Origin of the sequence: Cryobacterium sp. TMS1-13-1 (assembly GCF_004403125.1) — a bacterium.
GTDB classification, from domain to species: domain Bacteria; phylum Actinomycetota; class Actinomycetes; order Actinomycetales; family Microbacteriaceae; genus Cryobacterium; species Cryobacterium levicorallinum.
The window spans coordinates 62,199-87,546 of sequence record NZ_SOGX01000004.1; the positions used below are offsets into that span (position 1 = coordinate 62,199).

General features: G+C 67.1%; 22 protein-coding genes. 8 read left to right on the forward strand and 14 right to left on the reverse strand.

Annotation, left to right across the window (positions count from 1 at the left end; all coding sequences use genetic code 11):
- Positions 1-20: 20 nt before the first annotated feature.
- Entirely contained in the window at positions 21-1,451 is a 1,431-nt protein-coding gene (locus tag E3T31_RS02095) for an amidase (protein WP_134467267.1), read from the forward strand.
- 1 nt (position 1,452) lies between these two features.
- Here the strand turns inward: E3T31_RS02095 and E3T31_RS02100 are convergent, their stop codons facing one another.
- Positions 1,453-3,510 (reverse strand): MMPL family transporter, encoded by a 2,058-nt coding sequence (locus E3T31_RS02100; protein ID WP_134467268.1) that lies wholly within the window; start codon positions 3,508-3,510, stop codon positions 1,453-1,455.
- Between the two features lie 97 nt (positions 3,511-3,607).
- On the opposite strand from E3T31_RS02100, the gene E3T31_RS02105 reads away from it, so the two are divergent.
- Both E3T31_RS02105 and E3T31_RS02110 read left to right on the forward strand, forming a co-directional pair.
- Positions 3,608-4,087 (forward strand): Fur family transcriptional regulator, encoded by a 480-nt coding sequence (locus tag E3T31_RS02105; protein WP_134467523.1) that lies wholly within the window; start codon positions 3,608-3,610, stop codon positions 4,085-4,087.
- A gap of 46 nt (positions 4,088-4,133) precedes the next feature.
- The gene (locus E3T31_RS02110) at positions 4,134-5,624 is read left to right on the forward strand and encodes a catalase (protein WP_134467269.1); all 1,491 of its coding nucleotides are present in this window, start codon (positions 4,134-4,136) and stop codon (positions 5,622-5,624) included.
- Positions 5,625-5,733: 109 nt separating this feature from the next.
- Here E3T31_RS02110 and E3T31_RS02115 read toward each other — a convergent pair whose 3' ends face one another.
- The 5 genes from E3T31_RS02115 to E3T31_RS02135 form a co-directional block, all read right to left on the reverse strand.
- The gene (locus tag E3T31_RS02115; protein WP_134467270.1) at positions 5,734-6,093 is read right to left on the reverse strand and encodes a Fe-S oxidoreductase; all 360 of its coding nucleotides are present in this window, start codon (positions 6,091-6,093) and stop codon (positions 5,734-5,736) included.
- Positions 6,094-6,096: 3 nt separating this feature from the next.
- Positions 6,097-7,560: an NAD(P)/FAD-dependent oxidoreductase gene (locus tag E3T31_RS02120; protein WP_134467271.1), complete on the reverse strand. Its 1,464-nt coding sequence runs from the start codon at positions 7,558-7,560 to the stop codon at positions 6,097-6,099.
- Between the two features lie 142 nt (positions 7,561-7,702).
- Positions 7,703-8,491: a crotonase/enoyl-CoA hydratase family protein gene (locus E3T31_RS02125; RefSeq protein ID WP_134467272.1), complete on the reverse strand. Its 789-nt coding sequence runs from the start codon at positions 8,489-8,491 to the stop codon at positions 7,703-7,705.
- Between the two features lie 195 nt (positions 8,492-8,686).
- Positions 8,687-9,520 carry an arginase family protein gene (locus tag E3T31_RS02130; protein ID WP_134467273.1) on the reverse strand — a complete coding sequence of 278 codons (834 nt, stop codon included), beginning with the start codon at positions 9,518-9,520 and terminating at the stop codon, positions 8,687-8,689.
- 145 nt (positions 9,521-9,665) lie between these two features.
- Positions 9,666-10,397, reverse strand: a complete 732-nt coding sequence (locus E3T31_RS02135) for a PspA/IM30 family protein (RefSeq protein WP_134467274.1) — start codon at positions 10,395-10,397, stop codon at positions 9,666-9,668.
- A 218-nt stretch (positions 10,398-10,615) separates the two neighbouring features.
- On the opposite strand from E3T31_RS02135, the gene E3T31_RS02140 reads away from it, so the two are divergent.
- Complete coding sequence (locus E3T31_RS02140) at positions 10,616-11,389, forward strand: gamma-glutamyl-gamma-aminobutyrate hydrolase family protein (protein ID WP_134467275.1); 774 nt, start codon at positions 10,616-10,618, stop codon at positions 11,387-11,389.
- Between the two features lie 424 nt (positions 11,390-11,813).
- Here E3T31_RS02140 and E3T31_RS02145 read toward each other — a convergent pair whose 3' ends face one another.
- Positions 11,814-12,044, reverse strand: coding sequence for a hypothetical protein (locus tag E3T31_RS02145; RefSeq protein WP_134467276.1), 231 nt, complete (start codon positions 12,042-12,044; stop codon positions 11,814-11,816).
- Between the two features lie 229 nt (positions 12,045-12,273).
- Here E3T31_RS02145 and E3T31_RS02150 point away from each other — a divergent pair, with 229 nt between their 5' ends.
- Positions 12,274-12,780: a hypothetical protein gene (locus E3T31_RS02150; RefSeq protein WP_134467277.1), complete on the forward strand. Its 507-nt coding sequence runs from the start codon at positions 12,274-12,276 to the stop codon at positions 12,778-12,780.
- A 38-nt stretch (positions 12,781-12,818) separates the two neighbouring features.
- Here E3T31_RS02150 and E3T31_RS02155 read toward each other — a convergent pair whose 3' ends face one another.
- The 7 genes from E3T31_RS02155 to E3T31_RS02185 form a co-directional block, all read right to left on the reverse strand.
- A complete protein-coding gene (locus tag E3T31_RS02155) occupies positions 12,819-13,784 on the reverse strand; it encodes an FHA domain-containing protein (RefSeq protein WP_241977511.1) in 966 nt (321 codons plus the stop codon).
- A 2-nt stretch (positions 13,785-13,786) separates the two neighbouring features.
- On the reverse strand, positions 13,787-14,038 hold the full coding sequence (locus tag E3T31_RS02160; RefSeq protein ID WP_134467525.1) for a hypothetical protein: 252 nt from the start codon (positions 14,036-14,038) through the stop codon (positions 13,787-13,789).
- Between the two features lie 167 nt (positions 14,039-14,205).
- Complete coding sequence (locus E3T31_RS02165) at positions 14,206-14,484, reverse strand: HPr family phosphocarrier protein (RefSeq protein ID WP_092451256.1); 279 nt, start codon at positions 14,482-14,484, stop codon at positions 14,206-14,208.
- A 44-nt stretch (positions 14,485-14,528) separates the two neighbouring features.
- The gene (gene ptsP / locus E3T31_RS02170; RefSeq protein ID WP_255453999.1) at positions 14,529-16,259 is read right to left on the reverse strand and encodes a phosphoenolpyruvate--protein phosphotransferase; all 1,731 of its coding nucleotides are present in this window, start codon (positions 16,257-16,259) and stop codon (positions 14,529-14,531) included.
- Between the two features lie 96 nt (positions 16,260-16,355).
- A complete protein-coding gene (locus E3T31_RS02175) occupies positions 16,356-18,398 on the reverse strand; it encodes a fructose-specific PTS transporter subunit EIIC (RefSeq protein ID WP_134467278.1) in 2,043 nt (680 codons plus the stop codon).
- The gene (locus E3T31_RS02180; protein ID WP_134467279.1) at positions 18,395-19,396 is read right to left on the reverse strand and encodes a 1-phosphofructokinase family hexose kinase; all 1,002 of its coding nucleotides are present in this window, start codon (positions 19,394-19,396) and stop codon (positions 18,395-18,397) included. Before E3T31_RS02180 ends, E3T31_RS02175 begins: the two co-directional genes overlap by 4 nt.
- Positions 19,393-20,181 carry a DeoR/GlpR family DNA-binding transcription regulator gene (locus E3T31_RS02185; protein ID WP_134467280.1) on the reverse strand — a complete coding sequence of 263 codons (789 nt, stop codon included), beginning with the start codon at positions 20,179-20,181 and terminating at the stop codon, positions 19,393-19,395. Before E3T31_RS02185 ends, E3T31_RS02180 begins: the two co-directional genes overlap by 4 nt.
- A 175-nt stretch (positions 20,182-20,356) precedes the next feature.
- Between E3T31_RS02185 and E3T31_RS02190 the strand changes: the two genes are divergently transcribed.
- The 3 genes from E3T31_RS02190 (at position 20,357) to E3T31_RS02200 (ending at position 25,248) form a co-directional block, all read left to right on the forward strand.
- The gene (locus E3T31_RS02190) at positions 20,357-21,538 is read left to right on the forward strand and encodes an exonuclease SbcCD subunit D (protein WP_134467281.1); all 1,182 of its coding nucleotides are present in this window, start codon (positions 20,357-20,359) and stop codon (positions 21,536-21,538) included.
- A complete protein-coding gene (locus E3T31_RS02195) occupies positions 21,535-24,579 on the forward strand; it encodes an AAA family ATPase (protein WP_134467282.1) in 3,045 nt (1,014 codons plus the stop codon). Before E3T31_RS02190 ends, E3T31_RS02195 begins: the two co-directional genes overlap by 4 nt.
- Before the next feature lie 117 nt (positions 24,580-24,696).
- On the forward strand, positions 24,697-25,248 hold the full coding sequence (locus E3T31_RS02200; protein WP_134467283.1) for a hypothetical protein: 552 nt from the start codon (positions 24,697-24,699) through the stop codon (positions 25,246-25,248).
- The last annotated feature ends 100 nt before the right edge of the window (positions 25,249-25,348 follow it).

The window sequence follows — 25,348 nt, forward strand, 5'->3', positions numbered from 1 at the left end:
CGCCGAACTAGGCTCGGGTCATGGCTGATCCACACGAACTGACCGCCCTTGAGCAATGGCAGGCCCTGCAGAACCGCGAAATCAGCCCGGGCGAGCTCGCCGAGCACTACCTCGCCCGCATCGAGAAGTACAATCCGGCACTCGGTGCGTTTGTGACGGTGACGGCAGACGCGGCCAGGGCCAGGGCCCGTTACGTCGAAGAGCGGATGCCGCGCACCGCGCCGCTCTGGGGCCTCCCGTTCGCCGACAAGGACCTGTACCTGCGTGCCGGGGTGCCAGCCAGGTTCGGCTCCCGCCTCTTCGCCGACTATGTGCCCGACGAGTCGGACGAGCTCGTGCAGGCCCTCGACGACGCCGGGGGAGTCAGCCTCGGCAAGACCAACACGCCGGAATTCGGCCTCGCCTCCTACACCGAAAGCCTCGCCGCACCGCCGGCTCGCACGCCGTGGAACCTTGCGCTCGGCGCCGGCGGATCCAGCGGCGGCGCCGCCGTCGCGGTCGCTGCCCGCCTGCTGCCGTTCGCGCCGGGCTCCGATGGCGGCGGGTCCATCCGCATCCCAGCGGCCGCCTGCGGGCTGGTCGGCGTCAAGCCGAGCCGCGGACGGGTGCCGTCCGCTTCCGGAATCGACAAGCTCGGCGGGCTCGCCGTCGGCGGCCCGCTCGCCCGCACGGTAGCGGATGCCGCCCTGCTGCTCGATGCCATGATCGCGCCGCGAGATGGTCACCCCGACCACCACTATGCGCTGCGTGCTCCGGGAGACGAAGCTCCGCTCCTGGCCGCGGCGGTGCGCGGCGATGGGCGGTTTCAGCTCGGCGTCATGACCACTTCGGCCTGGGACAACGACTACTCCATTTCGATTGCGCCCGAAGCTCAGGCCGCGCTCGATCTCGCCGTGGCCGGTTTCGCCGCGCTGCAGCACGGCCTCGAGGAGACGGCACTCGTGCCCGACGCGAGCTATGTGCCGGCGTTCCGCACAATTTGGCAAGCGGGCGCGGCGACCATCCCGGCCGAAACCGACGCAGACGTCGCCCTGCTTGAACCGCTGACCCAGTGGCTGCTCGCCCGAGGTCGTGCCCTCGGTGCCCGGGAACTCGCCGAGGCGCTGGCCGCACTGTCCGCGTTCGAGCGTTCGTTCATTCGCCAGCTGTCGAAATTCGATGCCGTGCTGACCCCGGCGATGGCGCTGACGCCGCGGCCGGTGGGCTGGTACGACTCGCACGACGGCGAGGCGAACTTCGCCCAGCAGGTGCAGTACACGCCGTTCACCTCGATGATCAACGTGAGCGGGCTGCCGGCGATCGTGTTGCCGGTGCACCAGACCGACGACGGCCTGCCGATGGGCGTGCAGCTCATCGGGCGACCCGGCGGCGAAGCGACGCTGCTGGCGCTCGGCGCGCAGCTGGAGCGGCGCATCCGCTGGCAGGATCGCGTGCCGCCCGACCCGGCGTAGGTTACCGGCGAATCGCGACCGGCCGCGACGGCCACCAGAACCGGTCGTCCACCAGAAAGACCAGGGCCGGAACGAGCACGGTACGCACGACGAGGGTGTCGAGCAGCACGCCGATGCAGACGATCACGCCGATCTGGGTGAGCGCCACGACCGGCAGGACGCCGAGCACGGCGAACACCGCCGCGATCAGAATCCCGGCGCTCGTGATCACCGCGCCGGTCGACGAGAGCGCCCGGACCATGCCTTCTCGGGTGCCGTAGCGCCGGGCTTCTTCCCGTGCTCGCGTGGTCAGGAAGATGTTGTAGTCCACGCCGAGGGCGACCAGGAAGAGAAAGGAGAACAGCACGACGCTGGTGTCGAACGCGGTGAAGCCGAGCAGGTTCTGAAAGATAAGGTTCGAAGCTCCCAGGCTGGCGAAGAACGTGCCGAGCACGGTGGCGATGAGCAACACCGGCGCCACGAGGGAGCGCAGCAGCAGCGCCAGGATCAGAAAGACGATGCCCAGAATCAGCGGCAGAATCAGGGCCTGGTCCCGTTCGGCGCTGATTTTCGTGTCGAGGGCCGTGGCATCGCTGCCACCGACCAGCGACTGCGAGACCGCGGGAGGAGCATCCGCTAAATCGCTGCGCAGTTGGCTGAGGGTCACAAAAGTCGTGTCGCTGCCGGGTTCGCTGTCGAGGGTGACGTCGATGCGGGTCAGGTCGCCGGCGTTCTCGCCGGCGACAGCCGCGGAGACCCCTGGGGTCTGCAGGGCCACTGCCACGGTGTCAGCGGATGCCGCATCCGGCGTCAGTACGACCGTCTGGCTGGTCAGCCCCGCCGAAAAGGACGCGTCCACGATGTCCTGGGCAACAACCGACTCCGGGTTGCCGAGCAGCTGGTCCGCTTGGGATAGCCCGACCGCGGCTCCGTTCAGCCCGAAGGTCAGACTGCCGATCGCGAGCACCGAGACGACCGTGATGATCACCGGGTGCCTGGACACGCCGCTCCCGAGCCTGGTCCAGAAGCCGGTGCGCGGGGCGGCGGCCTGCGCCTGCACGCGCGGTATGAACGGCCAGAACAGGCCGCGCCCGCAGACCACGAGGGCGGCCGGCAGCACCAGCAGGGCGAACAGAATGGCGATGAGTACACCGATGGCGCAGGCGATACCGAGCGCGCGGTTGCCGGCCAGTTCGGCGAAGACCAGGGTGGCGAGGCTCAGCGCCACGGTGCCGCCGCTCGCCGCGATGGCCGGGCCGGCGCTCGTCACGGCGGTGCGCATGGCGACGTTGCGACTTTCGGTGTGCAGCAATTCTTCGCGATAGCGGGCCACGAGCAGCAGGGCATAATTGGTGCCGGCGCCGAACACGAGCACCGAGAGGATGCCCGAGATCGAGGCGTCCAGGGCGAAACCGAGCGGTTCGGCCAGCGCGCCGGCGACCTTGCCGGCCAGGCCGTCGGCGAGCCCGACCACGACGAGCGGCACGATCCAGAGCACCGGGCTGCGATAGGTCACGATCAGCAGCACCGCGACCACGATGACGGTCACCAGGAGCAGGCGAAAGTCTGCTCCGGCGAAGGCGTTGGTGATGTCGGCCTGAAAGCCGACCGGCCCGGTGACATAGGCGGTCAGCCCGCTCGGCAGTGCGGTCGACGCCGTCGAACGGATGTCGGTGGCCGTCTGGCCGATATCGGCCGTCGCGCTCGCAGCCTCCAGCGGCACCACGCTCAGCGCCGCCTGGCCGTCGTCGCTGAACTGTGGTGTGGCCGCGCGCGGGGCGATCGACGCGGCGCCGAGCCGCTCGGCTGCGGCGGTGATCGCGGTTTGGTCGGCCGCCGTGAGCGCGGCGCCGTCCCGGCTCCAGACCACGATCGCCGCGGTTTGGTCTGCCGAGGGAAAGTCGGAAAGCAGCTCGGTGACCTGGGCCGCCTGGCTGCTCTCCGGCAGGCCGGCCGCCGGAAAATCCTCGGACTCATTGGCCGGGAGCAGCGCAAACAGCAGACCGACGGCCACGAGTGTTCCGAGCAATACCGCCCAGGCGGTGCGTTTGCCGGTGATGAAGCGCGTGATCGCGAGCACAGTTCCTCCAGAACCTCGATAATCGCTATCCTAGCTAGCTATACCAGTGCCCGAATTGTTTTGAATTAATCAAAACAAATGCTAGGGTCGGAGCATGATGACGACCGAACCGAGCGAAGAGACCGCGGGCCTGCGCCTGGCTGCGGCCGACGCCGGGTTGCTGGCCGACAGCATCCGTTCGGCTGGTCTCAAGGTGACAGGGCCGCGCCTCGCGGTGCTGCGCGCCCTCACCGATATGCCGCATTCCAACGCCGACGCCCTGTTCACAGCGGTGCACACCGACCTGCCCGGCACCTCGCTGCAGGCGGTCTACGGGGTGCTCGCCTCGTTCGGCACTGCCGGACTCGTGCGCAAGATCGAACCGGCCGGTTCGCCCGCCCTGTTCGAGCGCCGGGTCGGCGACAACCACCACCACATCGTCTGCACCCGCTGCACTGTGGTGCACGACGTGGATTGCGCCATCGGTCACGCACCCTGCCTCGAGCCGGCGGATGCGCTCGGTTTCGACGTGCGCGCCGCCGAGGTCATCTACTGGGGCCTGTGCGCCCAGTGCCAGCTCGACACCGCACACCCCTAACTTTCTTCCGCCAACCTCGCGTTGCTGATCCACACCAAGGAGCACCATGACTATCAAGCCCACTACCGACCAGACGGGAACGCCCGTCGCCAGCGACGCGCACTCCCTCACCGTCGGCGCCGACGGCGTCACCGCGCTGCACGACCGCTACCTGGTCGAGAAGCTCGCCCAGTTCAACCGCGAGCGCATTCCGGAGCGCATCGTGCACGCCAAGGGCGGCGGAGCGCACGGCGAGTTCGTCGTGACCGGCGACGTCTCGAAGTACACCCGCGCGGCCGTGTTTCAGCCCGGCACCGTCACCCCCACCCTGCAGCGCTTCTCCAGCGTGGCCGGCGAGCAGGGCAGCCCAGACACCTGGCGCGACGTGCGCGGCTTCTCGGTCAAGTTCTACACGACCGAGGGCAATTATGACATCGTCGGCAACAACACCCCGGTGTTCTTCATCCGCGACGGCATCAAGTTCCCCGACTTCATCCACTCGCAGAAGCGCCTGCCGGGCACCGGCCTGCGCGACGCCACCATGCAGTGGGACTTCTGGACCCTCTCCCCGGAGTCCGCCCACCAGGTCACCTACCTCATGGGCGACCGCGGCTTACCGCGCTCCTGGCGTGAAATGCCCGGCTTCGGCTCGCACACCTACCAGTGGATCAACGCCGCCGGCGAACGTTTCTGGGTGAAGTACCACTTCGAATCCAACCAGGGCAACGTCGAGATGGAAGGCTCAGAAGCTGAGCTCATCGCCGGAGCGGATGCTGACTACTACCGTCGCGACCTGTCCGACGCCATTGCCGCCGGCAACTTCCCGTCCTGGAACGTCTCCGTGCAGGTCATGCCGTACGAGCAGGGCAACACCTACCGATTCAACCCGTTCGACGTGACCAAAGTCTGGCCGCACGCCGACTTCCCGCTCATTCCGGTCGGAACCCACACACTCAACCGCAACCCGGAGAACTTCTTCGCCGAGATCGAGCAGGCCGCGTTCTCGCCCGCCAACCTCGTTCCCGGAATTGCCGCGAGCCCCGACAAGATGCTCATGGCCCGCATCTTCTCCTACCCCGACGCGCAGCGTTACCGCGTGGGCACCAACTACAACCAGCTACCGATCAACGCTCCGGTCAGCCCGGTGAACAACTACTCACAGGACGGCGCGCAGCGTCACCACTTCAACGCCCCGAGCCAGCCGAACTATGCGCCGAACTCCCTCGGCGGCCCCGTCGCCGACCCGGCCGCGGCCGGCGAGGGCGCCTGGGAAGGCGACGGAACGCTGCTGCGTGCCGCCGCGACCCTGCGCAGCGAGGACAGCGACTTCGGCCAGGCCGGAACGCTGTACCGCGAGGTCTACGACGACGCCGCCAAGGCGCGCTTCCTCGACACCATCACCGGTGCCATCAGCGGCGTGACCCGCCCCGAGGTCACCGAGCGTGCCATTTGGTACTGGACCAGCGTTGACGCCGACCTCGGCGCCAAGCTGCGTGCGAACCTCGCTGTGTTCGCCGCGGCTGCCGCCATCGACGCTGAGTACGTCGCCGCGCAGTAGCGTTTCTGCACGACAAAACCGCCCGGCCTGTTCCCCGCCCGGGCGGTTTTGTGTGTGCTGCAGCCGCTCACCGGAATGGACGGCGGTGTCACGAGCCACGTTGGCTGAACTAGCGGATGTAGCCGCCCTTTTTCAGGCCGGCCTCGATCTCGAAGCGGTTCTGCAGCGGATTGCGCCCGCCGAGCGCGTATAGCAGCGGAAAGACCATGCCGAAGCGCTGCCACTGGCGTTTGTGCACGGCCTCATGCTCGAGCACGGCCGCGGTGACGTTCTGATTGGTGAGGTAGCAGCCGCCGACGCAGGATCCGCCGCGTCCGAACGTCCACGGCGGCATGCCGCGAAACACATACAGTCCGGCGCGTTTCTCGACCCGGCCGGTGCTCCAGATCGAGCCCCAGACCAGCCCGAACGCGGTCGCGTAGAGGTAGCCGGCGCGACTCACCGGTGAATCAAAGAGGAGTCGACGCATCCGCTATCGTGATTCTTCGTCGGTGTACCCGGGGCGTCCGTAGGCCTCGAGCAGGCGCAGCCAGACCTCGCTCAGCGTCGGGTAGCTCGGCACGGCATGCCACAGCCGGTTGATCGGCACTTCGCCGACAATGGCGACCGTGGCCGAATGCAGCAGCTCAGCGACATCCTGCCCGACGAAGGTGACGCCGAGCAGAACCTCGCGGTCGAGGTCGACGATCGCGCGCGCCTTGCCGACGTAGCCGACGGCGAGCACCGAAGCACCGCCCAGGTTGGCCAGGTCGTAATCCAGAATACGGATGCGATATCCCGCCTTCACAGCGGATGCTGCGGTTAACCCGACCGAGGCCACCTCCGGGTCGGTGAAGGTGACCTGGGGCACGGCGGAGTGGTCGGCGGTCGCGACGTGCACGCCCCACTGCGCCGTGTCGATCGGTCTGCCGGCCGCGCGGGTCACGATCGCGTCGCCAGCTGCTCGGGCCTGGTATTTGCCCTGGTGAGTGAGGAGCGCGCGATGGTTGACGTCGCCGGTGGCGTAGAGCCAATCACCGGCGAGCGCAGGGGAGTCACCCTGCACGAGCAGGGTGTCGTCGACGGCGAGCCAGTCGCCTTCGTCGAGCCCGACGGTTTCCAGGCCCAGATCCTGGGTGCGCGGGGTTCGGCCGATGGCCACGAGCACTTTCTCGGCACTCACGGTGCTGCCGTCGTCGAGGGTGAGCGTGACGGTGCCGTCTGCGTCGCGGTGGGCTTTGGTGGTGGACGGGCCGACGAGGACGGTGACGCCGCTGCGCCGCAGGGCGGCGGTGACGAGCTCACCGGCGAAGGGTTCCTGACCGCCGAGCAGTGGGCTGCGCGCGATGACGGTCACTGTCGAGCCGAGTGAGGCGTAGGCGGCGGCCATCTCGGCGGCGACGACGCCGCCGCCGATCACGGCCAGGCGGCGCGGAATCTCCTGGGCGCTGGTCGCGTCGCGGCTGGTCCACGGTTCGACCTCGTGGACGCCCGGAATGTCGGGCAACAGTGACGCCGAACCGGTGCTGACGACGACGGCGTGCGTGGCGGTGAGCACGGTCACGGTTCCGTCGGCGCCGGTCACGGTGACCTCTTTCGTGCCGGTGAGGCGGGCGTGGCCGCGCACCAGGTCGATGCCGGCCGACTCGAGCCACTTTGCCTGGCCGTCGTCCTTCCAATGGCTCGCGATGGAATCGCGTTGCTTGAGGGCGGCGCGCACGTCGACGGTTCCGGTGACGGCTTCGGCAGCGCCCGGCACTCGCTTGGCCGCAGCGAGGGCGGTGCCGCTGCGCAGTAGAGCCTTGGACGGCATGCAGGCCCAGTAGGAGCATTCGCCGCCGACCAGGTCGCTTTCGACGACGACCGTGCGCAGGCCGCCCTGCGCGGTGCGGTCGGCCGCGTTCTCGCCGACAGCGCCGCCGCCGATCACAATGACGTCGTAGTTCTGACTTGACATTGAATCTCCTTGACTTTGTGGCCCGACCGTTCAGAGCAGCCTATCCCGAGGTGCCCGTCCGGGGCCCACTCTGTGAACCCGGGCTTGGTTAATAAGCTGGGCCTGCGTTCCGGGCCCGGTCGCAGAAGAGGAGGGTGCGTGGCTAACGGCCCACGAAGACGGCGGGGGTCCGGGTCATGAAGGACTGCATGCCGATGCGGGAGTCCTCGGTTTGCACCAGGCGGGCGAGGGTCGGCTGCAGCTCTTGTTCAGCGGATGCCGCCCCCTCCCGCTGCGCCAGGCGCGCATTGGCGAGGGTGGCCTGGATCGCGAGGGGTGCCTGGGCGGCGATCTTCTCGGCGAGCTCGAGCGCCCGGTCGAACTGGGTGCCGTCGGGCACGACTTCCTGAACGAGGCCCAAACGATGCGCTTCGGCGGTATCGAACAGCTCGCCGGTGAGCAGCCAGCGCATGGCATTGCCCCAGCCGGCCGCGCGCGGAAACCGAATCGTCGCGCCGCCGAACGGCAAAATGCCGCGGGCTACCTCGATCTGCCCGAACCGGGTCGATTCGGCGGCGACCGCGATATCACTCGCGAGCATGAGCTCGATGCCGAGGGTGAGGCAGGTTCCCTGCACGGCGATGACGACCGGTTTACTGAGGGATTCGCCATCCACTTGCCACGGGTTGATGCCGCCCTCGGGCACCATCTCGAGCCCGGCGGGGCCCAGCCGGGGACCGATGTCAGCGAGGTCGAGCCCGGCCGTGAAGTGCTCGCCGACGGCGTAGACCAGGCCGACGCGCAGCTCGGGGTCGCGGTCGAGCTCACCGTAGGCGAGGGCGAGCTGCCGCAGCAGGGCGAAGTCGGCGGCATTGCGCTTCTCGGGCCGATTGAACCCGATCAGCAGAATGTGGCCGCGGCGCTCGGTGAGGATGCGGGGCTGATGGTTCATGGGGCCTCCATTGGTCGGTGTGTGAATTCGTGCGGTGCTCGCCGGGCCTATCGCCCCGAGTCCATAACTCCTGCAATTCGTTGGCGGTCCCGCAAAGTTGCCCGGAATGACGCCGGTGTGTCCCTGGCCAGCCAGAAATTGCAGGAGTTATGCGCATTCCCACTCACCCAGTCCGGTCACCTGCGCGATCAGTGCCTAGCGGGTGAGTGCCCCGATGATGCGCAGGATGCTCGGCAGATCATCGGTCGCCGCCTCGGGGGAGGCCGGCGCGAACCCGGTGATCGTCGCTCCGGCGAGGGTGAACTCAGCGCGCAGGGCGGTGATCGCTCCACCGAGTTCGGCCACGCTCAACCCGAACGGAATCAGGTCATTCAAGCCGCCAAGAGCTGACGGATCGAGCACATCCAGGTCGATGTGCACGAAGACGTGCTTGGCGCCGATGGCAGCGACGGCCGCGACCAGGTCGGCCGGGTCGGTCAACTCGGAGCAGGACACGCTCACTAGGCCGCGCTCCTGCAGTAGAACGTCTTCGGCATCGTCGACATCGCGGATTCCGGCGAGCACGACGCGGTCGAGTGACACGCTGCTCGTGGCGGCGAGTTCCAGCTCGGCTGGCCCTTCGCCGCTGATTGCGCGCAGCACCATACCGCAGAATCCGCCGGACGGTGAGGTCTCTGGCGTGTGCAGGTCGGGGTGGGCGTCGAACCAGACGACGGCCAGGTCGCCCGGATGCGTACGCGCCGCGTGCTCGACAGCGGTGAGGGCAATGCCGCAGTCGCCGCCGATGGAGAGCGCCCAATCGGCCGTGTCCTTCAAAACAGCGGTGTGGCGTTCCCGCACCTGCTGGATCGCGGAGAACCGGTGCACCCCGGTATCGAGCGCGTCACCGGCCTCGACCGGCACGTCGACCAGACGCGTGGCCGCAAAGGGCAGGTCGCCTTGAATGGCCGCCGCCCCGTCGACCAGGCGCATTGCGCGCGGAGAAATCGAACCCTGCCACTGCGGTACTACAACGAAGGTGGGAGCCATACCTCAGTATGGCGCAGCGGCCGGGGCCAACAGCATCCGCTTCGCCGAGAGCGAATTTCTCGCCGGGCTCGCCGGCCAGGTCCTGAGTGGACAACTTTGGTGGGTGCCACCGGGGTGTCACCCACCAAAGTTGTCCACTGAACGCTTAGCGCTCGAGGGCGGCGGTGTTTCCGGCTTTCAGGGCCGCGAGGCGGGCATCCACTTCGGTGAGCTCGCCGAGGTCGTCGAGGCTTTCGAACTGGGCGTCAAGGCTCGACGCGGCGAGCTCCTGCGCGCCGCGAACCCGGGCTTCTTCGCGACGGATCTTGTCCTCGAAGCGGTTGACCTCGCTCGTCGGATCCATCATGTCGATGCTCTTGACGGCATCCATCACCTGCGCCTGCGCCTGGGCGGTCTTGGAGCGCGCGACGAGCTCTGCACGCTTGTTGGTGAGTTGCACCAACTTCTCTTTCATGGCGTTCAGGCCGGTCTTGAGCTGGTTGACGACGGCGGTCTGGGCCTGAATCTGCGGCTCAGCGGTCTTCGCTTCCTTCTCCGAGGTGAGCTGGCGACCCAGCGCGACCTTGGCGAGGTTATCGAACTTGTCGGCGTCGGCAGCGTTGCCGACCAGGCGCAGCTCGTCGGCCTTGCGGCTCGCGGCCAGGGCCTTGTCGCCCCACTCCACGGCGGCTTCCTGGTCTTCGCGGTAGTCGTCTTCGAGCAGCCGCAGGTTGCCGATGGTCTCGGCGATCGCGCTCTCGGCGTCGGAGATGCTGCTCGAGAAGTCGCGCACCATCTGGTCGAGCATCTTGGCGGGGTCTTCCGCCGAGTCGAGGATGGCGTTGATGTTCGCCTTCGCGAGCTGGGAAATACGGCCGAAGATGGACTGCTTGGTCATTCGGGTGTCCCTTCCAAAGGAGTCGTCCTGGTCGAGCTGACCCGCCAGGAAAGTGCGTGCATGACCAAAGTTTAGGGTGACCGGCAGAGGCGAGTCTGGGAACCTCAGGAAATCCGTGCGATTGCGATGTTGCCCTGTGTTACAGGGCTACTCGCGTGCTACGGGTCCGCCGCCCACAATGGAATCAGGACAGCAATGCGACAGGACGGGAGCCCGGCATGAACCAAGAATTCACGAACCGGATGCTCGTCGTCGTCGAGGTTACCGGAGCGCGCCCAGACCGCCCCGCCTATCACGCCAAGGTGCAGGTGCTCAATTCGCGCGTCGCCGCCGATGCCGAAACTGCCGGCTGGGCAGTCACCCGGGTCGCCGCTGCCGACGTCACACCGGTCGAACTGCTGCGCATCACAGCGGATGCCGACGCCCTCATCATCGTCGGCGGCGAAGACGTCACGCCCCACTTTTACGGCGGCGCTACCGGCTACGAGGGTGAGACGGCGCACTTCGCGGTCGCCGACGAGGGCCAGATCGCCCTGGTGCAGCGCGCCCTCCTGCTCGGCACCCCGTTGCTGGGCATCTGCCGCGGCCTGCAGATCATCAACGTCGCCCTCGGCGGCAATCTGGTGCAGCACATTGACGACGGCATTCACAAAAACATCGACGTGCCGATCGACCAGATTCTCTCCACCCACGACGTCGTCCTGGCCGAAGGCAGCACCCTAGCCGCGAGCCTCGGCGGCATCGATATCTCGGTGCAGAGCGCCCACCACCAGATCGTCGACCGCCTCGGTGCCGGGCTCGCCGCCGCCGCCCACGCCTCCGATGGCCTGATCGAAGCCCTCGAGCACGAGACTGCTCCGATCACCGGTGTGCAGTGGCACCCCGAAGCGCCCGACTCCCCGGTCGATCAGCTCGACCTGCTTCTGGCCGGTCTGGCCGCGCAGCATGAGGCGCGCTCGCTGCGCGTCGATGCCCCCGCGCTGGCAGCGTAACCGGCCTGGGTCAGCATCCGCTGAACGACCCGCGCTGGTCTCGGGATCGCCACCAATCCGTTGGCCGAGCCTGCCGAGACCGCCAGGGCACGGCCCTCGCGGCGCCGCGGAACCGAAAAAGCCCCGGCACTTCTCGCCTGGGGGGAGGTGAGAAATATGCCGGGGCTTTACGTGGAGTGGGGGAACTCCGTGTGTAACCGTACGGGGCATGGCCTGAGAAGAGGCTGATAAAAAACAAAAAGAGTCTACCCCCGCGCCAGAATGAGATCTCCCGGTCGGCCGGTTTGTTACGCATCCGTTGCAACGCGTCGAGCGCACAGCGGTCGGCCGACTGAACTGAACCGAGGCCGCCGTTCCACAAAACGAGGCGGTGCCGACCCGGGTAGGGAGTCGACACCGCCTCGGATGCTCGAGTCGGCTGGTGTCAGGCGGCCTGGTGCTTGGTGGGGTGGTGTTTGGCGGCCTGGTGTTCGGTGGCACTGACAGCGCTCGTAGAGTGGCTCCAGGCGAGGAGTTCGGCCTGCGCCCGCTTACGGCTCGCAGCGGTCTGTTTGGGGGGAACCGGAACGATCATTCGGGAGCCCGGGCAATCCTTGGAGGAATTGGCCAGGGAATGGTAGGTCGCGAAGCGGGTATCCGACGTGATCCACACCATTTGTTGGCATTCGGGGCACTCTGTCTGCAACATTTTCACGATTGTCCGTTCCATCGCCGACTCCGGGTAATCGGTTCGATAATTCCAACCTAGCGGGGATAGACAGCGTGATGTCCTCCCCTGTGATGGGGACAGCAAGAAACGCCAAATGGTGGTATTTTACTCCGGCAAGTGCTTCCGCTCATTCTGATTTCCCCGCCCGCAAGAGCCGATGAAGTGGAGATACGCCATGAACATTGATTGGGAATTCAACGGACTGCCGCTTCACGTGCTGATCGTGCACGCGGTCGTGATCGTGGTGCCACTCGCCGCTCTGTGCGCGCTGCTCACCGCGTTCTGGCCGGCCGCTCGGCGGCGATTGGGCATCGTGACGCCCCTGGTGGCCCTGGCAGCGCTCGTGCTGGTTCCGCTCGCCGTGCAGGCGGGGGAGTGGCTGCAGTCCCGGCTGGTCAACGTGACCCCGTTGCTCGGCACGCACACCTCGCTCGGCAGGACGCTGCTGCCGTGGGTGATCGCCCTGTTCCTCGTGGCGGCACTGCAGTGGTTTTGGTACCGCTACGTGACCGCCGAGGGCGCCCGTTTCGCATCCGCTCTGCCACACCTCACCGGACGCCTCGCGGCCACCATGGTTCTTGATCTTGTGGTTCTGGTCAGCGCGCTTGGATCGGTCGTCACGGTTGCGCTCATCGGGGAATCGGGTTCTCGAGCGGTCTGGACCGACCTGTTCACCTCGTGAGGGTGCCGCATCGAACGTGCGACACCCTCACGCGCCCCTCAGACCCGCGGCCTGGGCGGCTGCGGCTTCTGAAATGCCAGCTCCCCGCCAACGCGCCCGCCAAACGGCCGGCCGTGGTCGGCGAATTCCTCCCGAAAGTAGCCCATGCGCCACGGGCCCATTTCGAGCCGCGACCCGGTGCGCAGAATCTGGCTGTTCCCGGTGCCTCCCTCGGTCGGCCGAGAGCTGCTCGCGACGTCACCCATCGCAAACAGAACGTACTCATCGTCGTCATCGTGGCGAATTTCGGCGTGCAGCGGTTTCAATCCGGGCAATTGCAGGTCGGCATCCACGGACGATCCGATCGTCGTCACGCCCGGCAGTAGGTTGAATTCCCGGGGCATCTGCCCGTTCCAGTTCTCCGAGCCCACGACGAAGATGAGGCGGGGTCGCCCGCTTCCCGGCGTGTAGTGCGTTGTGGTGATCTTTCGCCGGCGGTGTCGATCAAAGGTCGGTGCGAGCGGAAACACCGTCGATGGCGGCAGCGGAATGGCAACCGGCATGCGTGCACGCCCGCGCATTCGTGCCTGCACGAGCGGCCCGAGGGCGTTTCGGGACCCGAGCACGATGTGCGGTGAGCGTGTCAACAGCCGTTGCGAAACGGATGCCTGCACGTCGCCGAGACGCGCAATCAGCCCGATCGGGCCCGTGATGGAGACGGTCAGACCGCGGGAGGCCAATTCGGCAGCCAGCGCGCGCAGCGGTTCCAGATTGAGCGCACGCCCCTGCACGAACATTTCCGGGTTGCTCGTGAAGACGGTGATCTCCGTGCCGTTGGCGGTCACCGTGCCCTGCATGGCATCCGCTGACCCAAAGGAATCGCCGAACTCTGCTCCGGTCGAATCCGCACCGGAGGAAGCTTTCGACGCACCGACCGCACCCGTCGGTTCGACCAGGGAAAAGGCGAGATCGATGTGCAGACTCACCGGGGAGCCAGCCAGTGTTGAGCTCGCCGAGGAGCTCACGATCAGCCCCGAAACGGATCGGAGCCGAGCGACTTCTCGTCGCTCGTGGTGACCCGCAGGGTGCCGTTGAGCTTCCAGATGGCCCGCGGAGCATCGGGGCCGATGTCACGGGGAACTTCGACGACCATATCGATGAAACTGTAATTGATGGCCGCACCCTTACCGGTGAGGTACGACCACATTTCCTGGCCGAGATCCGCCCAGTCCTTGATGGTGTGCTCCTCGGATTCAGGGGTGCTCTCAACGTTGCCCAGGTACGTCTGTCGTTCAGTCACGGTAGGTTCCTTTTCGCTCGCACAGATGGTGGTGCAGGTACCGGCAGGTGCGCCGGTATCGCGCGGGCACAGCGCCCGCGAGATTTATCTAGCGTAGTTACCTAGTTGCGTGCGGTAAAGGATTGTCCCCAAACGGGGAACGGGTATTATTCGGCGTCGAGATCCGTCTCCAGAATCTTGACCAGGGAGTCGAGAGCCTCGTCGGCGCCTTCGCCGTCGGCACGCAGCACGACGGTATCGCCGTTGGAGGCGCCGAGACTCATAATGGAGAGGATGCTCGACGCGTCCATGGCATCCTCGGCCGGCTCGCCGGCCATGGCGATGGTGACCTCGAGGGGCAGCTCACCGACCGCGGCGACAAAGATTCCGGCGGGGCGGGCGTGCAGGCCTACGCGGCTTGCGATGACAGCGGTTCGTTCAGACAGGGGGTCCTCCAGAGTAAGCAGTGTTGACAAAGAGTGAGGGCAGATTACAAACCCAGCGTATTAAGTATGGGGAGTTTCTCGCGAACGATTCGACGGGCATCCGCTGCTGAATGTGATTTGAGGGCCAGGGCGGCCAGTTGCTGCGCCTCGGGCAGCGTCACGCTCGCGAGCACGGCGGCGACGGCGGCGAGGGCCCGTGCGGTCATGGACAGCGTCGAGACGCCGAGTCCGACCAGCACCACCGCGAGTGCGGGGTCGGCGGCAGCTTCACCGCAGACCCCAACCGGCTTGTCGTTGCCCTCGTCGCGCGAACCGGCCACGGTCAGTCGGATCAATTGCAGCACTGCTGGCTGCCACGGCGTGTTGAGGGCCGCGAGTGGGCCGAGCTGGCGGTCGGCGGCCATGGCGTACTGGGTCAGGTCGTTGGTGCCGAGGCTGACGAAGTCGACGTGTTCGAGAATGCTCGCGGCGGTGAGCGCGGCCGAGGGGACCTCGACCATGACGCCGGGTGTCGTGAGCCCCGCCGCGGCGCAGAGGCCGGCGAAATGTTCGGCTTCCTCGGCGGTGGAGATCATCGGCGCCATCACCCAGACCTGCGCCTCGGTGCCGTCGGATGCCTGCGCGATGGCCTGGAGCTGACGCTCGAGCACTCCGGGGGAGGTGAAATCGGTGCGGTAGCCGCGCACGCCGAGGGCGGGATTCGGCTCGGAAGCATCGGTCAGAAACGGCAGCGGTTTGTCGGCACCGGCGTCGAGGGTGCGCACGACGACCTTCTTGCCGGGGAACGCGTCGAACACGCCGCGGTAGGCCTCGACCTGTTCGGCGATGGTGGGCTCGGTGTCACGTTCCAAGAAGCAGAATTCGGTGCGCAGCAGGCCGACGCCCTGGGCACCGGCGGCTGCGGCTTTGACCGCATCCTTGGCGCCGCCGACGTTGGAGAGCAGCGGAACCAGGTAGCCGTCTTTCAGGCGCCCGGTGCCGTCGAACACGGCCAGGGCGGCGGTGGTGGTCGCCCAGGCCTGGGCCAGGTCGATCTCGTCGGCGCCGGGGTCGACCAGAATCGTTCCGGCCGCGCCGTCCACGAAGACGATGGTGCCGTCGGTCAGGCCTTCGACGCCGACAGCGGCGACCACGGCCGGCAGCCCAAGGGCGCGGGCGATGATGGCCGTGTGCGACTGGGGTCCGCCGCTCGAGGTGACGAGGGCGAGAACCTTCGCCGGGTCGAGAGTGGCGGTGTCGGCCGGCGCAAGATCCTCGCCGACCAGAATGAACGGCGTGTCCGAGTACGGGATTCCGGGGGCCGGAACGCCGCGCAGTTCGGCCACGATCCGGCCGCGCACATCGAGCACGTCGGTCGCCCGCTCGGCCATGTAACCGCCGAGGTTGTGCAGCATTTCGGCCACCGAGGCGGCCGCATCCCAGATCGCCCGTTCCGGTGAGGAACCGTTGGTGATGAGCTTGACGGCCGCCTTAACCAGCATCGGGTCGTTCGCCATCAGCGCCGTCGCCTCCAGCACCTCCCGGCCGGCGCCCGAAGCGCCGACCGAGCGAGCTGTGAGACTGGTTTGCACGGCTTTTGCTGCGACCCGCAGGGTAGCGGATGCCTCTTCCGGCGCGGTCCCCTCGGCCAGGCGTTCGCCCGCAGCGGGTTCCCGCACGGGGTGGGGCATCAACAGGATGGAGCCGACGATACGGCCGGGGCTGACGCCGACTCCGGTGAAGGTGCGGCCGGTTTCGGCCTGGTCGGTACTGGCCTTGCCTGAAAGCGTCTGCACGATCGTCCTCAATTCCTTGAACCCCAGCCTGCGGCTGGCGTCACTGTACTGCGTGGCATTCTTCGCGGGTAGTTCCCGCACGGGGTACTTTCCGGGTCAGGCGTTGACCGGGGCGGCGTCCACGACTGCGGGCTTGCGCACCGCGTAACGCTTGAGCCCGACCACGGCGAATGCTGATACCACAGTACCGATCGCAATGGCGAGCACGAACAGCAGGAAGTTGTCGATGGCGAAGAAGACGAACATTCCACCGTGCGGCGCCTTGCTCGTGATATTCCAGGCCATGGACAGCCCGCCGGTGACCGCTGCGCCGAGCATGGCGGCCGGAATAACCCGGAACACGTCGGCGGCGGCGAACGGAATGGCGCCTTCGGAGATGAACGAGGCACCCAGCAGCCAGGCCGCCTTGCCGTTCTCACGCTCAGACAGGCTGAACAGCTTCTTGTCGATCACGGTGGCGAGGGCCATTGCGAGCGGCGGAACCATGCCGGCGGCCATGACCGCGGCCATGATCTGCCACGGTGCCTGGTTGGCGAGGCTCGCCGCGCCGAGGCCGGCGACGGCGAACGAGTAGGCGACCTTGTTGACCGGACCGCCAAGGTCGAATGCCATCATGAGACCGAGAATGACACCGAGAATCACAGCGGATGCCCCGGTCATGCCGTTCAGCCAATTGCCGAGTCCCACGGTGAGCAGCGCAATTGGACCGCCGAGCACGAGGAACATCAACCCGGACGCGACGATCGATGCGATCAGCGGAATGATCACGACCGGCATCAGGCTGCGCAGCCAGCGCGGAACGCTGATCCTGGCAATACTCATGGCGACGACACCAGCGAGCAGTCCGCCGACTATACCTCCGAGGAAGCCGGCGCCCATGAAGCCGGCGACGGCGCCCGCGACGAAGCCGGGCGCGATACCGGGACGGTCGGCGATGGCGAAGGCGATGTAGCCGGCCAGTGCGGGAACGAGGAAGCCCATCGACAGGGCGCCGATCTTGAAGAAGACCGCCCCGAGATAGACACCGAACCCCCCGAGCAGGTTCGCCCCGCCGTCCGGCAGATTGAAGAGACTGTTGTTCAGCACCACGTCGTCGGCGATGTCCGTGATCGCGTAGCCGCCGAACAGAAAGCCGAGGGCGATCAGCAGGCCTCCGCCGGCGACGAACGGAATCATGTAGCTGACACCGGTGAGCAGCGCACGCTTGAGCTTCTGGCCGAGGTGCTCGCTCTTCTCGTCCGATGTGCCGCCGAGGTCGACGGTGCCGCTGACGCGACGGGCGTTCGGGTTGAGTGCGGCCGCGAGGGCTTCCTCGATCAGTCGGCCAGGCTCGTCGATGCCGCGCTTGACCGGAGCGTTGATGACGGGCTTGCCGGCGAAGCGTTCGCGGCCGCGCACGTCGACGTCGACGGCGAAGATCACGGCGTCGGCGGCAGCGATGACCGCCGGGTCGAGCGGGGTGACGCCAGCCGAACCCTGGGTTTCCACCTGCAGGTCAACGCCGACGGCCTTGGCAGCGGCCACGAGCGAGTCGGCGGCCATGTAGGTGTGCGCGATGCCGGTCGGGCAGGCGGTGACGGCGACGATGCGCCCCCTGCTGGTTGACTCGGCGCCGGTCTGAGCCGGACCGGTACCGGCGTTTGCATTCTCGGCGGCACCGGCAGCGTGGGCGCCAGCGGCAACCGGAAGCGGGGCGACGACGTTGCCCACAAGCTCGACGATCTGCTGCGCGGTCGACGCGTCCCGCAGGGCGGCGGTGAAGTCCTTCTTCATGAGCGACCGGGCGAGCTTGGCCAGAATCTTCAGGTGTTCCTGGTCGGCGCCTTCCGGGGCCGCGATGAGAAAGACCAGGTCGGCGGGGCCGTCCTTCGACCCGAAATCGACCGGGGTCGACAGGCGGGCCAACGCGAGGGTGGGTTCCAACACGGCCGACGAACGGCAGTGCGGAATGGCGAGGCCACCCGGAATGCCGGTGGCGGTCTTCGCTTCGCGAGCGAGGGCATCCGCGTACAACGCCTCGATCTCGGTGGCGCGACCTGACTCGACGACGAGCTCGGCCAGGCGCCGAATGACGTCCTTCGGCTCGCTGCCGAGATGGGTGTCCAGAGCAACGAGCTCCGGGGTAATCAGTGCACTCACTGGTCATCTTCCTTTGGATGTGCGGCCAGGACCGGCCGGGGGACCGATTCTGGGGCAAGGTCCGTCACGGTGACGGCGCTGGGGTTGGTTTGGTGCAGGGCGGGAACAGTGGAACCGGGTAGGGAGGCTGCGGCGGCGCCGTGGGCGGCGGCCTGGCGCAGGCGGTCGGGGGCGCTCGCGCCGAGGTTGCATTGCAGCAGGTAACCGGCCAGGGCCGAGTCGCCGGCACCGACGGTGCTCACGGCGATCATCGGCGGCGTGGTCGCGAGCCAGCTGCCCTCGGCAGTGACGAGCACGGCGCCCTTCGCTCCGAGGGTGGCCAGCACGGCACCGACACCGCCTGCGATGAGCACGCGCGCCGCGTCGACGACAAGGTCGGGGTTTGCCTCGAGCGTGTCGCCGTCGAACAGGCCGCTCAACTCCGCGAGTTCCTCACCGTTGGGTTTGAGCAGATCGGGGTGGGCCAGCGCCGCTTTCGCCAGTGGGCCACCCGACGAATCCACGGCCACTTTCGGTGCCGCCGAGCCGAGGCGTTCGCGCAGCTCGCGGATGATGCGGGCGTAGAAATCGTCGGGCACGCCGGGCGGCACAGACCCGGCCAGCACGAGCCAGCTGGCGCCGGCCGACTGCTCGAGCACCAGGTCGACGAGTGCGTTTTGCTGGGCCGGGCTCAGTTCCGGTCCGGGTTCGTTGAGCTTGGTGGTCGTGCCGTCGGGTTCGGTGATCGCCACGTTGCTGCGCAGCGGTTTGCCGATGTGCAGGCCGAGGTGCGGAATGCCGTGGCTGGTCAGAGCGAGCAGCACCGGGTCGTCGGCGTCGCCGGGGAGGATGGCGAGGCTCGAGATGCCGCTCGCTTCGAGGGCGCGGCAGATGTTGACGCCCTTGCCGCCGGGTTCGCCGTGGGCGGCGACGGCGCGTTGCACTTCGCCGCGGACGAGCGGGCTGGCCAGTTCGATGGTGCGGTCGAGGCTCGGGTTGGGGGTCAGCGTGACGATCATGCGATCACCACATCGACGTCGGCTGCGGCCAGTGCGGCGGCAAGGTCGGCGGATGGCGCGGCATCCGTTATCAAGGTGTCGATCGCTGCCAGGGCGGCGAAGGAGACCAGGGTCTCCTGGTCGAGCTTGCTGGAATCGGCGAGAACGACGACGCGCCGGGCTGCCCGGACGATCGCGGACTTGACCGCTGCTTCGACCGAGTCCGGGGTGCTGAGGCCGAAGGTCGCGCTGATGCCGTTGGTGCCGATGAAGGCGATGTCGGGGCGCAGCGCGGCGAGCTGGGCGACGGTGCCGGCACCGACGATCGCGCTGGTCAGCCCGCGCACCCGACCGCCGAGAATGTGCAGGTTGATGGCGTCGTTGCGGGAGAGTTTGGCGGCGATCGGAACGGCGTTGGTGATCACGAGCAGCTGGTCGCCGGCGACGGCGGGCGTCCAAGCGGCGAGGCGCTCGGCGAGGCGTTCGGTGGTGCTGCCGGAATCGAGCAAGATCGAGCCGGTTCGACTCGCGGGAATAATGCGCAGGGCGGCATCGGCAATGCGGGACTTCTCGTCGAGGCGTTGGGTCTGACGCTCGTCGAGGCTCGGCTCTGACAGGCTCAGGCGATCGATCGCGACGGCACCGCCGTGCACTCGGCGCAACTGGCGGGCGGCCTCGAGGGTGTCGAGGTCACGGCGCACGGTTTCGGCGGTGATGGTGAAACGCGCGGCGAGGTCGGTTACGGTGACCCGTCCCTCGGTTGCCACGAGTGCGGCGATCAAGAGTTGACGTTCTTCGGCGAACACGAATTGCCTCCTCGACGATGAGTGACACAGGTCACAAGAAGTTGGTTTCATTGACTTTAGCTGTGTTTATTTTTGTTTGTCAAGAAAAAACAAGATAAACAAAGAAATTGCCTCATTCGGGTGGAACGGATGCTGTCGGTCGGCCGTGTCGGTAGCCGACGGTAACGTGAATGTTATGAAGATTCTGCACACCTCGGACTGGCACATCGGGCGCACCTTCCACACCCATTCGACCCTCGAACACCTGGCGGTCGTGCTCGACGCCGTCGTTGCGGTGGTGCGCGAGCGAGGCGTCGACGTGGTCGTCGTGGCGGGCGACGTGTTTGATTCCGCCATGCCCTCGAAAGAGAGCTACGCGCTACTGACACGCGTCTTGCGGCGTCTGAAGGAGGCCGGGGCATCCGTCGTCATGACCAGCGGAAACCACGATTCGGCCACCCGGCTCGGGTTTCAGGCGGAGTGGGCGGCGCTGGCGGGCATTCACGTGGTCACCCGGCCCGAGCAGTACCTCGAACCGATCACCATCAATGATGAGCACGGGCCGGTGCACTTCTACGGCATTCCGTTTCTGGAGCCCGTACTCATTCGACACCTGCACCCCGGCGAGCTGCTGAAAACGCACGAGCAGGTCCTGGATTTCGCCATGACGCAGATTCGGGCCGACCGGTCACTGCGCCGCTTCACTGCGGGCGGTGGGCGCAGCGTGGTGCTCTCGCACTGTTTCGCCGCCGGAGTGACCCCGGCCACGACGGCGAGCGATGTGGAGCGCGACATCACCGCCGGCGGCCTCGACGTCGTTCCGCTGAGCGTCTTCGATGGCTGTGACTACGTCGCGTTGGGGCACATCCACGGCCGGGCCACCCTCACCGACCGCGTGCGCTATTCCGGGGCGCCACTGCACTATTCCTTCTCCGAGGTGGGCAAACCGCGGGGAGCCTGGCTGGTCGAACTCGATGCCTCCGGCCTCGGGCGGGTCGAGTGGGTCGACCTGCCGGTGCCGCGCCGACTGGCCGTGCTCACCGGCGAGCTCGCCGATCTGCTCGAAAATTCCAGCTACGCCGACAACGAGGGCGACTGGGTGAAGGTCATCCTCACTGATCAGGTGCGCCCGCTCGACGCCATGCGTGCGCTGCAAGCTCGGTTTGCACACGCGGTGGCGCTCGAGCATCGCCCGGCGATTCGGGTCGACCCCGGCGATAACAGCTACGCCGAGCGCATTCGCGCGGCGACGAGTGACCCCGAGATCGTGGCCGGCTTCCTCTCCTTCGTGCGCAACGGCGTCGGACCGACCGAATTTGAGAGTGCGCTCGTCGCCGACCTGCTCACCGAGCAGTCCACCCGGGCGGTGAACTCGTGAAGATACTGCGGTTGCGGCTCGCCGGGTTCGGCCCGTATAAAGACGAGCAGCTCGTGAACTTCGAGCGCTTCGACAGTGACGGCATCTTTCTGATCTCCGGCAAGACCGGGGCCGGCAAGTCGAGCATTCTCGACGCCATTTGTTTCGCCCTCTACAACCAAGTGCCGCGCTTCGATGGCAGCGAACTCAAGCTGCGCAGCGACCACTGCGAGGCCGGCGACCCGACCTTCGTCGAACTCGACTTCAGCGTCAACCAGTCCCGATATCGGCTGCGCCGCAGCCCGGCGTACGAACGGCCAAAGAAGAACCAAGCCGGGGTCACCACGGCCGCGCCGACCGCCGTGCTGCAGGTTCTGGACGACGCCGACGGTTCCGATAGTGGCGGCTGGCGCGGCATAGCAGCCAAGCCCGGTGCCGTCGGGCACGAGCTTGACACCATTCTGCCGCTGAAGGTCGACCAGTTTCTGCAGGTGATCCTGCTCGCGCAGAATCGATTCCAACGATTCCTGCTCGCCAAGACCGAGGAGCGCCGCGCTGTCCTGCGCACCCTGTTCAACACCGGCCGCTTCGAACAGCTCGAGGCCGCGCTGATTCTGCGCCGCAAGGGATTGGATGAGCAGCTGGCGACGAGCCAGCGCGACCTCGAACAAGATCAGACCGCTGCCGCGCAGCTGCTCCGCGACGAGGGGCCGCTCGCCGCACCAACCGCGGGGTGGTTTGCCGCCGCCCAACACGACCTCGCCGGGCAACTTGATGCTGCGACCATTGAGCAGGCGCGCACCATGGCCGAACTGACCGCCGCGACCGACCGGCACCAGTCCCTGCTGCAGACCGAGCAGCGTCAGCTGCGTCGATCCGTTGCCGCCAGTGCTCTGGCCGCACTCGACTCCCGGCAGGACGACATCGTGCGGGAGCGCTCCGATCTGCAAATCGCCGCGCGTGCGGCCCGAGTCTGGCCGCAGGTTCGGGCGCGCCAGGAGGCCGCCAGTGCACTCGCGGCGGCCGAGAGCGCCCTGGCCGCCGCACAGGCGCAGCGCGCGGGCGATCGCCCGGCCGAGACTTCGGGTGCTGGTGCTGATGCTGGTGCTGGTGCTGCAGGTCGTTCTCGATCGGATGTGGCATCCCCGGAAACGCTCGAGCAGCTTCAGCTGGTCATTGACGGGCTGCTCGGCCGCCTCGGTGCGCTCGAAGATGCCCTCGCCGACGAGCTCGCCCTTCCCGAGCTCGACAACGAGATCGCCGAGCTACTGATCGAACAGCGGGAAGGCACTCGCGCGCTCGATGCTGCCCGTGCCCAGGCCGATGCTTTGCCCGAACAAATCGAGGCAATCACCGCTGAGCACTCCGCGGCACAGCTCGCGGCTGCTCGTCAGCCCGACACGATGATTGCCCTCGACCGCGCCACCCTTACCCTGGCGGCCGCGCGGACTGTCACGCGGCTCGGTAGCGTCCTGCTCACCGCGCAGCAGGCCGAGTTGACCGCGAGCGGCGACAACGCCGACGCGGCCGCGCACTACGAGAGCGTGCTCGCTCGTCGCTTCTCGGGATTCGCCGCTGAGCTCGCCACCCGGCTGGTCACCGGGGACGCCTGCGCGGTGTGCGGGTCAACGGCACACCCCCAGCCAGCCCTCGGCCACGATGATCCGGTCACCACGCACGATCTGAACACCGCGCGCAGCACGGTCACCGACCGGCAGGGTCAGCTCCTCGTGGCCCAGAACGTGGTGCAATCGGTCGATCTCCGTCTGGCTGAAGCCCGCGCCCTCACCAGCGGCCGCGACGCGGCCACGATCACTGCCGAGCACGACGCAGCAACCGCGGCGCACCGGCTGGCCGATCGGGCCACCGCGACTCTGCCCGATTTGCAAGCCCGGCTCGCTCAGCTGCAATCCACGATGACCCGGGCGGCCACGAGCGTCGACCAACTACGCGGCCAACGCGATCAGGCCAGCACCGCTCATGCGTTCAAGGTCAGCCAGAGGGAGGCCATTTTCGGCCGGATCGCCGCGCAACGCGGCGAGTTCGACAGTGTGCGCGGCCAGGCCACTCACCTGCACGACGAACTGACCCAGGCCCGCACCCTCGCCACCGCACTGAGTGTGGTCGATGAGTGCGGCGCAGCCGAAGACTCCGCGCAGAGCCGCCTCGCCGCGCAATTGGCTGAGGAAGCCTTTACCGATGAAGCAGCAGCGCTCGCCGCGCGGCTCGACCAGCCCGAGATTGAGCGACGCACGAGAGCTCTGCGGGTGCATGACGACGGGCTGGCGGCAGCCCGCGCGACCCTGGCCCAGCCCGACCTCGCCGATCTACCCACCGAGCCCGTCGACGTATTACCGGCCGCGGCCGCCGCTGCCGCTGCGAGCACGGCCCGTGATGCCGCGTTGACCTGGCAGAGTTCGCTGGTCGATCGCACCGGGACCCTCTCGGCGATCGTGCGCCGGGTTGGAGCGCTGTTCGCGGCATCCGCTCAGCTGCACGAGATGCAGCAGCAGGTGCGTCAGCTGGCCGACGTCGTGCACGGCGACGAACCCAACACCAAACGCATGCGACTGGAGAATTACGTGCTGGCCGCGCAGCTCGAGGAGATCGTGGCGGCCGCCAACATTCGGCTGCGCACCATGACGAGCGGCCGCTACACCCTTGAACACGATGACTCCCTGGCTTTCGGCGGGGCACGGTCGGGCCTGGGGCTCGCCATCCGCGACGAATACACCGGACGGGCCCGTCCAACGCACTCACTGTCGGGCGGTGAGACATTTCTCGCCTCTCTGGCCCTCGCTCTCGGGCTCGCCGAGGTCGTGACCGGGCAGGCCGGCGGCGTCACCCTCGACACCCTCTTCGTCGATGAGGGCTTCGGCTCCCTCGACGGTGAAACCCTCGAGACGGCCATGAGTACGCTCGATTCCCTGCGTGCCGGGGGCCGCACCATCGGGCTGATCAGTCACGTCGATTCCATGAAGGAGCAGATCCCCGCAACTCTTCGCATCGTGGTGACCGATCGGGGCTCTAGCGAAATTGAGGGCGGTGACGCCACGGGGTGACCGGCGCCGCTGGGCGTGCCAATCGTTCGGGGTTGTCTTCAGGTATTGCCGATCTGGGGTGGCCCTGTCACCATCGGAGCGTTGCCGCAATGATGCGAGCCGCATTAGGGAGCCCGAATGAAAAAGATCCTCTATATCGACCTCGACAACACACTCGTCAACGTGCAATCGGGAATCGACCGCCTGACCAACGCGGAATACAGCCGCTACGAAAAAAGACTCGATGAGGTGCCGGGCGTTTTCGCCCGGATGGAACCGATCAGCGGCGCGATAGAGGCCTTTCGTACCCTGGCGAAATCCTTTGACACCTATATTTTGTCGATGGCGCCGTGGGGCAACGCGAGTGCCTGGCAGCACAAGCTGGAGTGGGTACAGGAACATTTAGGAGCGGATGCGACCGGTCCGGCCTACAAACGGCTGATCCTCTCGCACCACAAGCATTTGAATCGCGGAGACTTTCTGGTCGACGATGGCATGGCCGTCGGCGCTGACCGGTTCGAGGGGGAGCTGATCAAGTTTCTGACACCGAAGTTTCCGGACTGGCACACGGTCACGCGCTATCTGCTGGAGCGGGCCGAAACGCCGCTCCGTTCGGAGCCGCGCGCCAAGCGGGAATCCCGGTCGCTGCGCTCGAGTGATCTGCAGACCGTGGTGTCCTCGGCTCGGTGATTTTTCCCGGCGGAACAGTCACGCACTAGGTGTTTTGGTGCTTGAGCAGGTGCCCTCGGCGTTGTATATTAATGCTGTCTAGATCAGTCCGATCGCCCTA

Bases quoted from the DNA above. Each gene is read 5' to 3' on its own strand.
- E3T31_RS02140 (WP_134467275.1), top strand. From the start codon at position 10,616: ATGAACCAAGAATTCACGAACCGGATGCTCGTCGTCGTCGAGGTTACC.
- E3T31_RS02180 (WP_134467279.1), bottom strand. From the start codon at position 19,396: ATGATCGTCACGCTGACCCCCAACCCGAGCCTCGACCGCACCATCGAA.
- E3T31_RS02130 (WP_134467273.1), bottom strand. From the start codon at position 9,520: ATGGCTCCCACCTTCGTTGTAGTACCGCAGTGGCAGGGTTCGATTTCT.
- E3T31_RS02125 (WP_134467272.1), bottom strand. From the start codon at position 8,491: ATGAACCATCAGCCCCGCATCCTCACCGAGCGCCGCGGCCACATTCTG.
- E3T31_RS02110 (WP_134467269.1), top strand. From the start codon at position 4,134: ATGACTATCAAGCCCACTACCGACCAGACGGGAACGCCCGTCGCCAGC.
- E3T31_RS02145 (WP_134467276.1), bottom strand. From the start codon at position 12,044: ATGGTGTGGATCACGTCGGATACCCGCTTCGCGACCTACCATTCCCTG.
- E3T31_RS02120 (WP_134467271.1), bottom strand. From the start codon at position 7,560: ATGTCAAGTCAGAACTACGACGTCATTGTGATCGGCGGCGGCGCTGTC.
- E3T31_RS02150 (WP_134467277.1), top strand. From the start codon at position 12,274: ATGAACATTGATTGGGAATTCAACGGACTGCCGCTTCACGTGCTGATC.
- E3T31_RS02190 (WP_134467281.1), top strand. From the start codon at position 20,357: ATGAAGATTCTGCACACCTCGGACTGGCACATCGGGCGCACCTTCCAC.
- E3T31_RS02200 (WP_134467283.1), top strand. From the start codon at position 24,697: ATGAAAAAGATCCTCTATATCGACCTCGACAACACACTCGTCAACGTG.
- E3T31_RS02115 (WP_134467270.1), bottom strand. From the start codon at position 6,093: ATGCGTCGACTCCTCTTTGATTCACCGGTGAGTCGCGCCGGCTACCTC.
- E3T31_RS02095 (WP_134467267.1), top strand. From the start codon at position 21: ATGGCTGATCCACACGAACTGACCGCCCTTGAGCAATGGCAGGCCCTG.
- E3T31_RS02135 (WP_134467274.1), bottom strand. From the start codon at position 10,397: ATGACCAAGCAGTCCATCTTCGGCCGTATTTCCCAGCTCGCGAAGGCG.
- E3T31_RS02105 (WP_134467523.1), top strand. From the start codon at position 3,608: ATGACGACCGAACCGAGCGAAGAGACCGCGGGCCTGCGCCTGGCTGCG.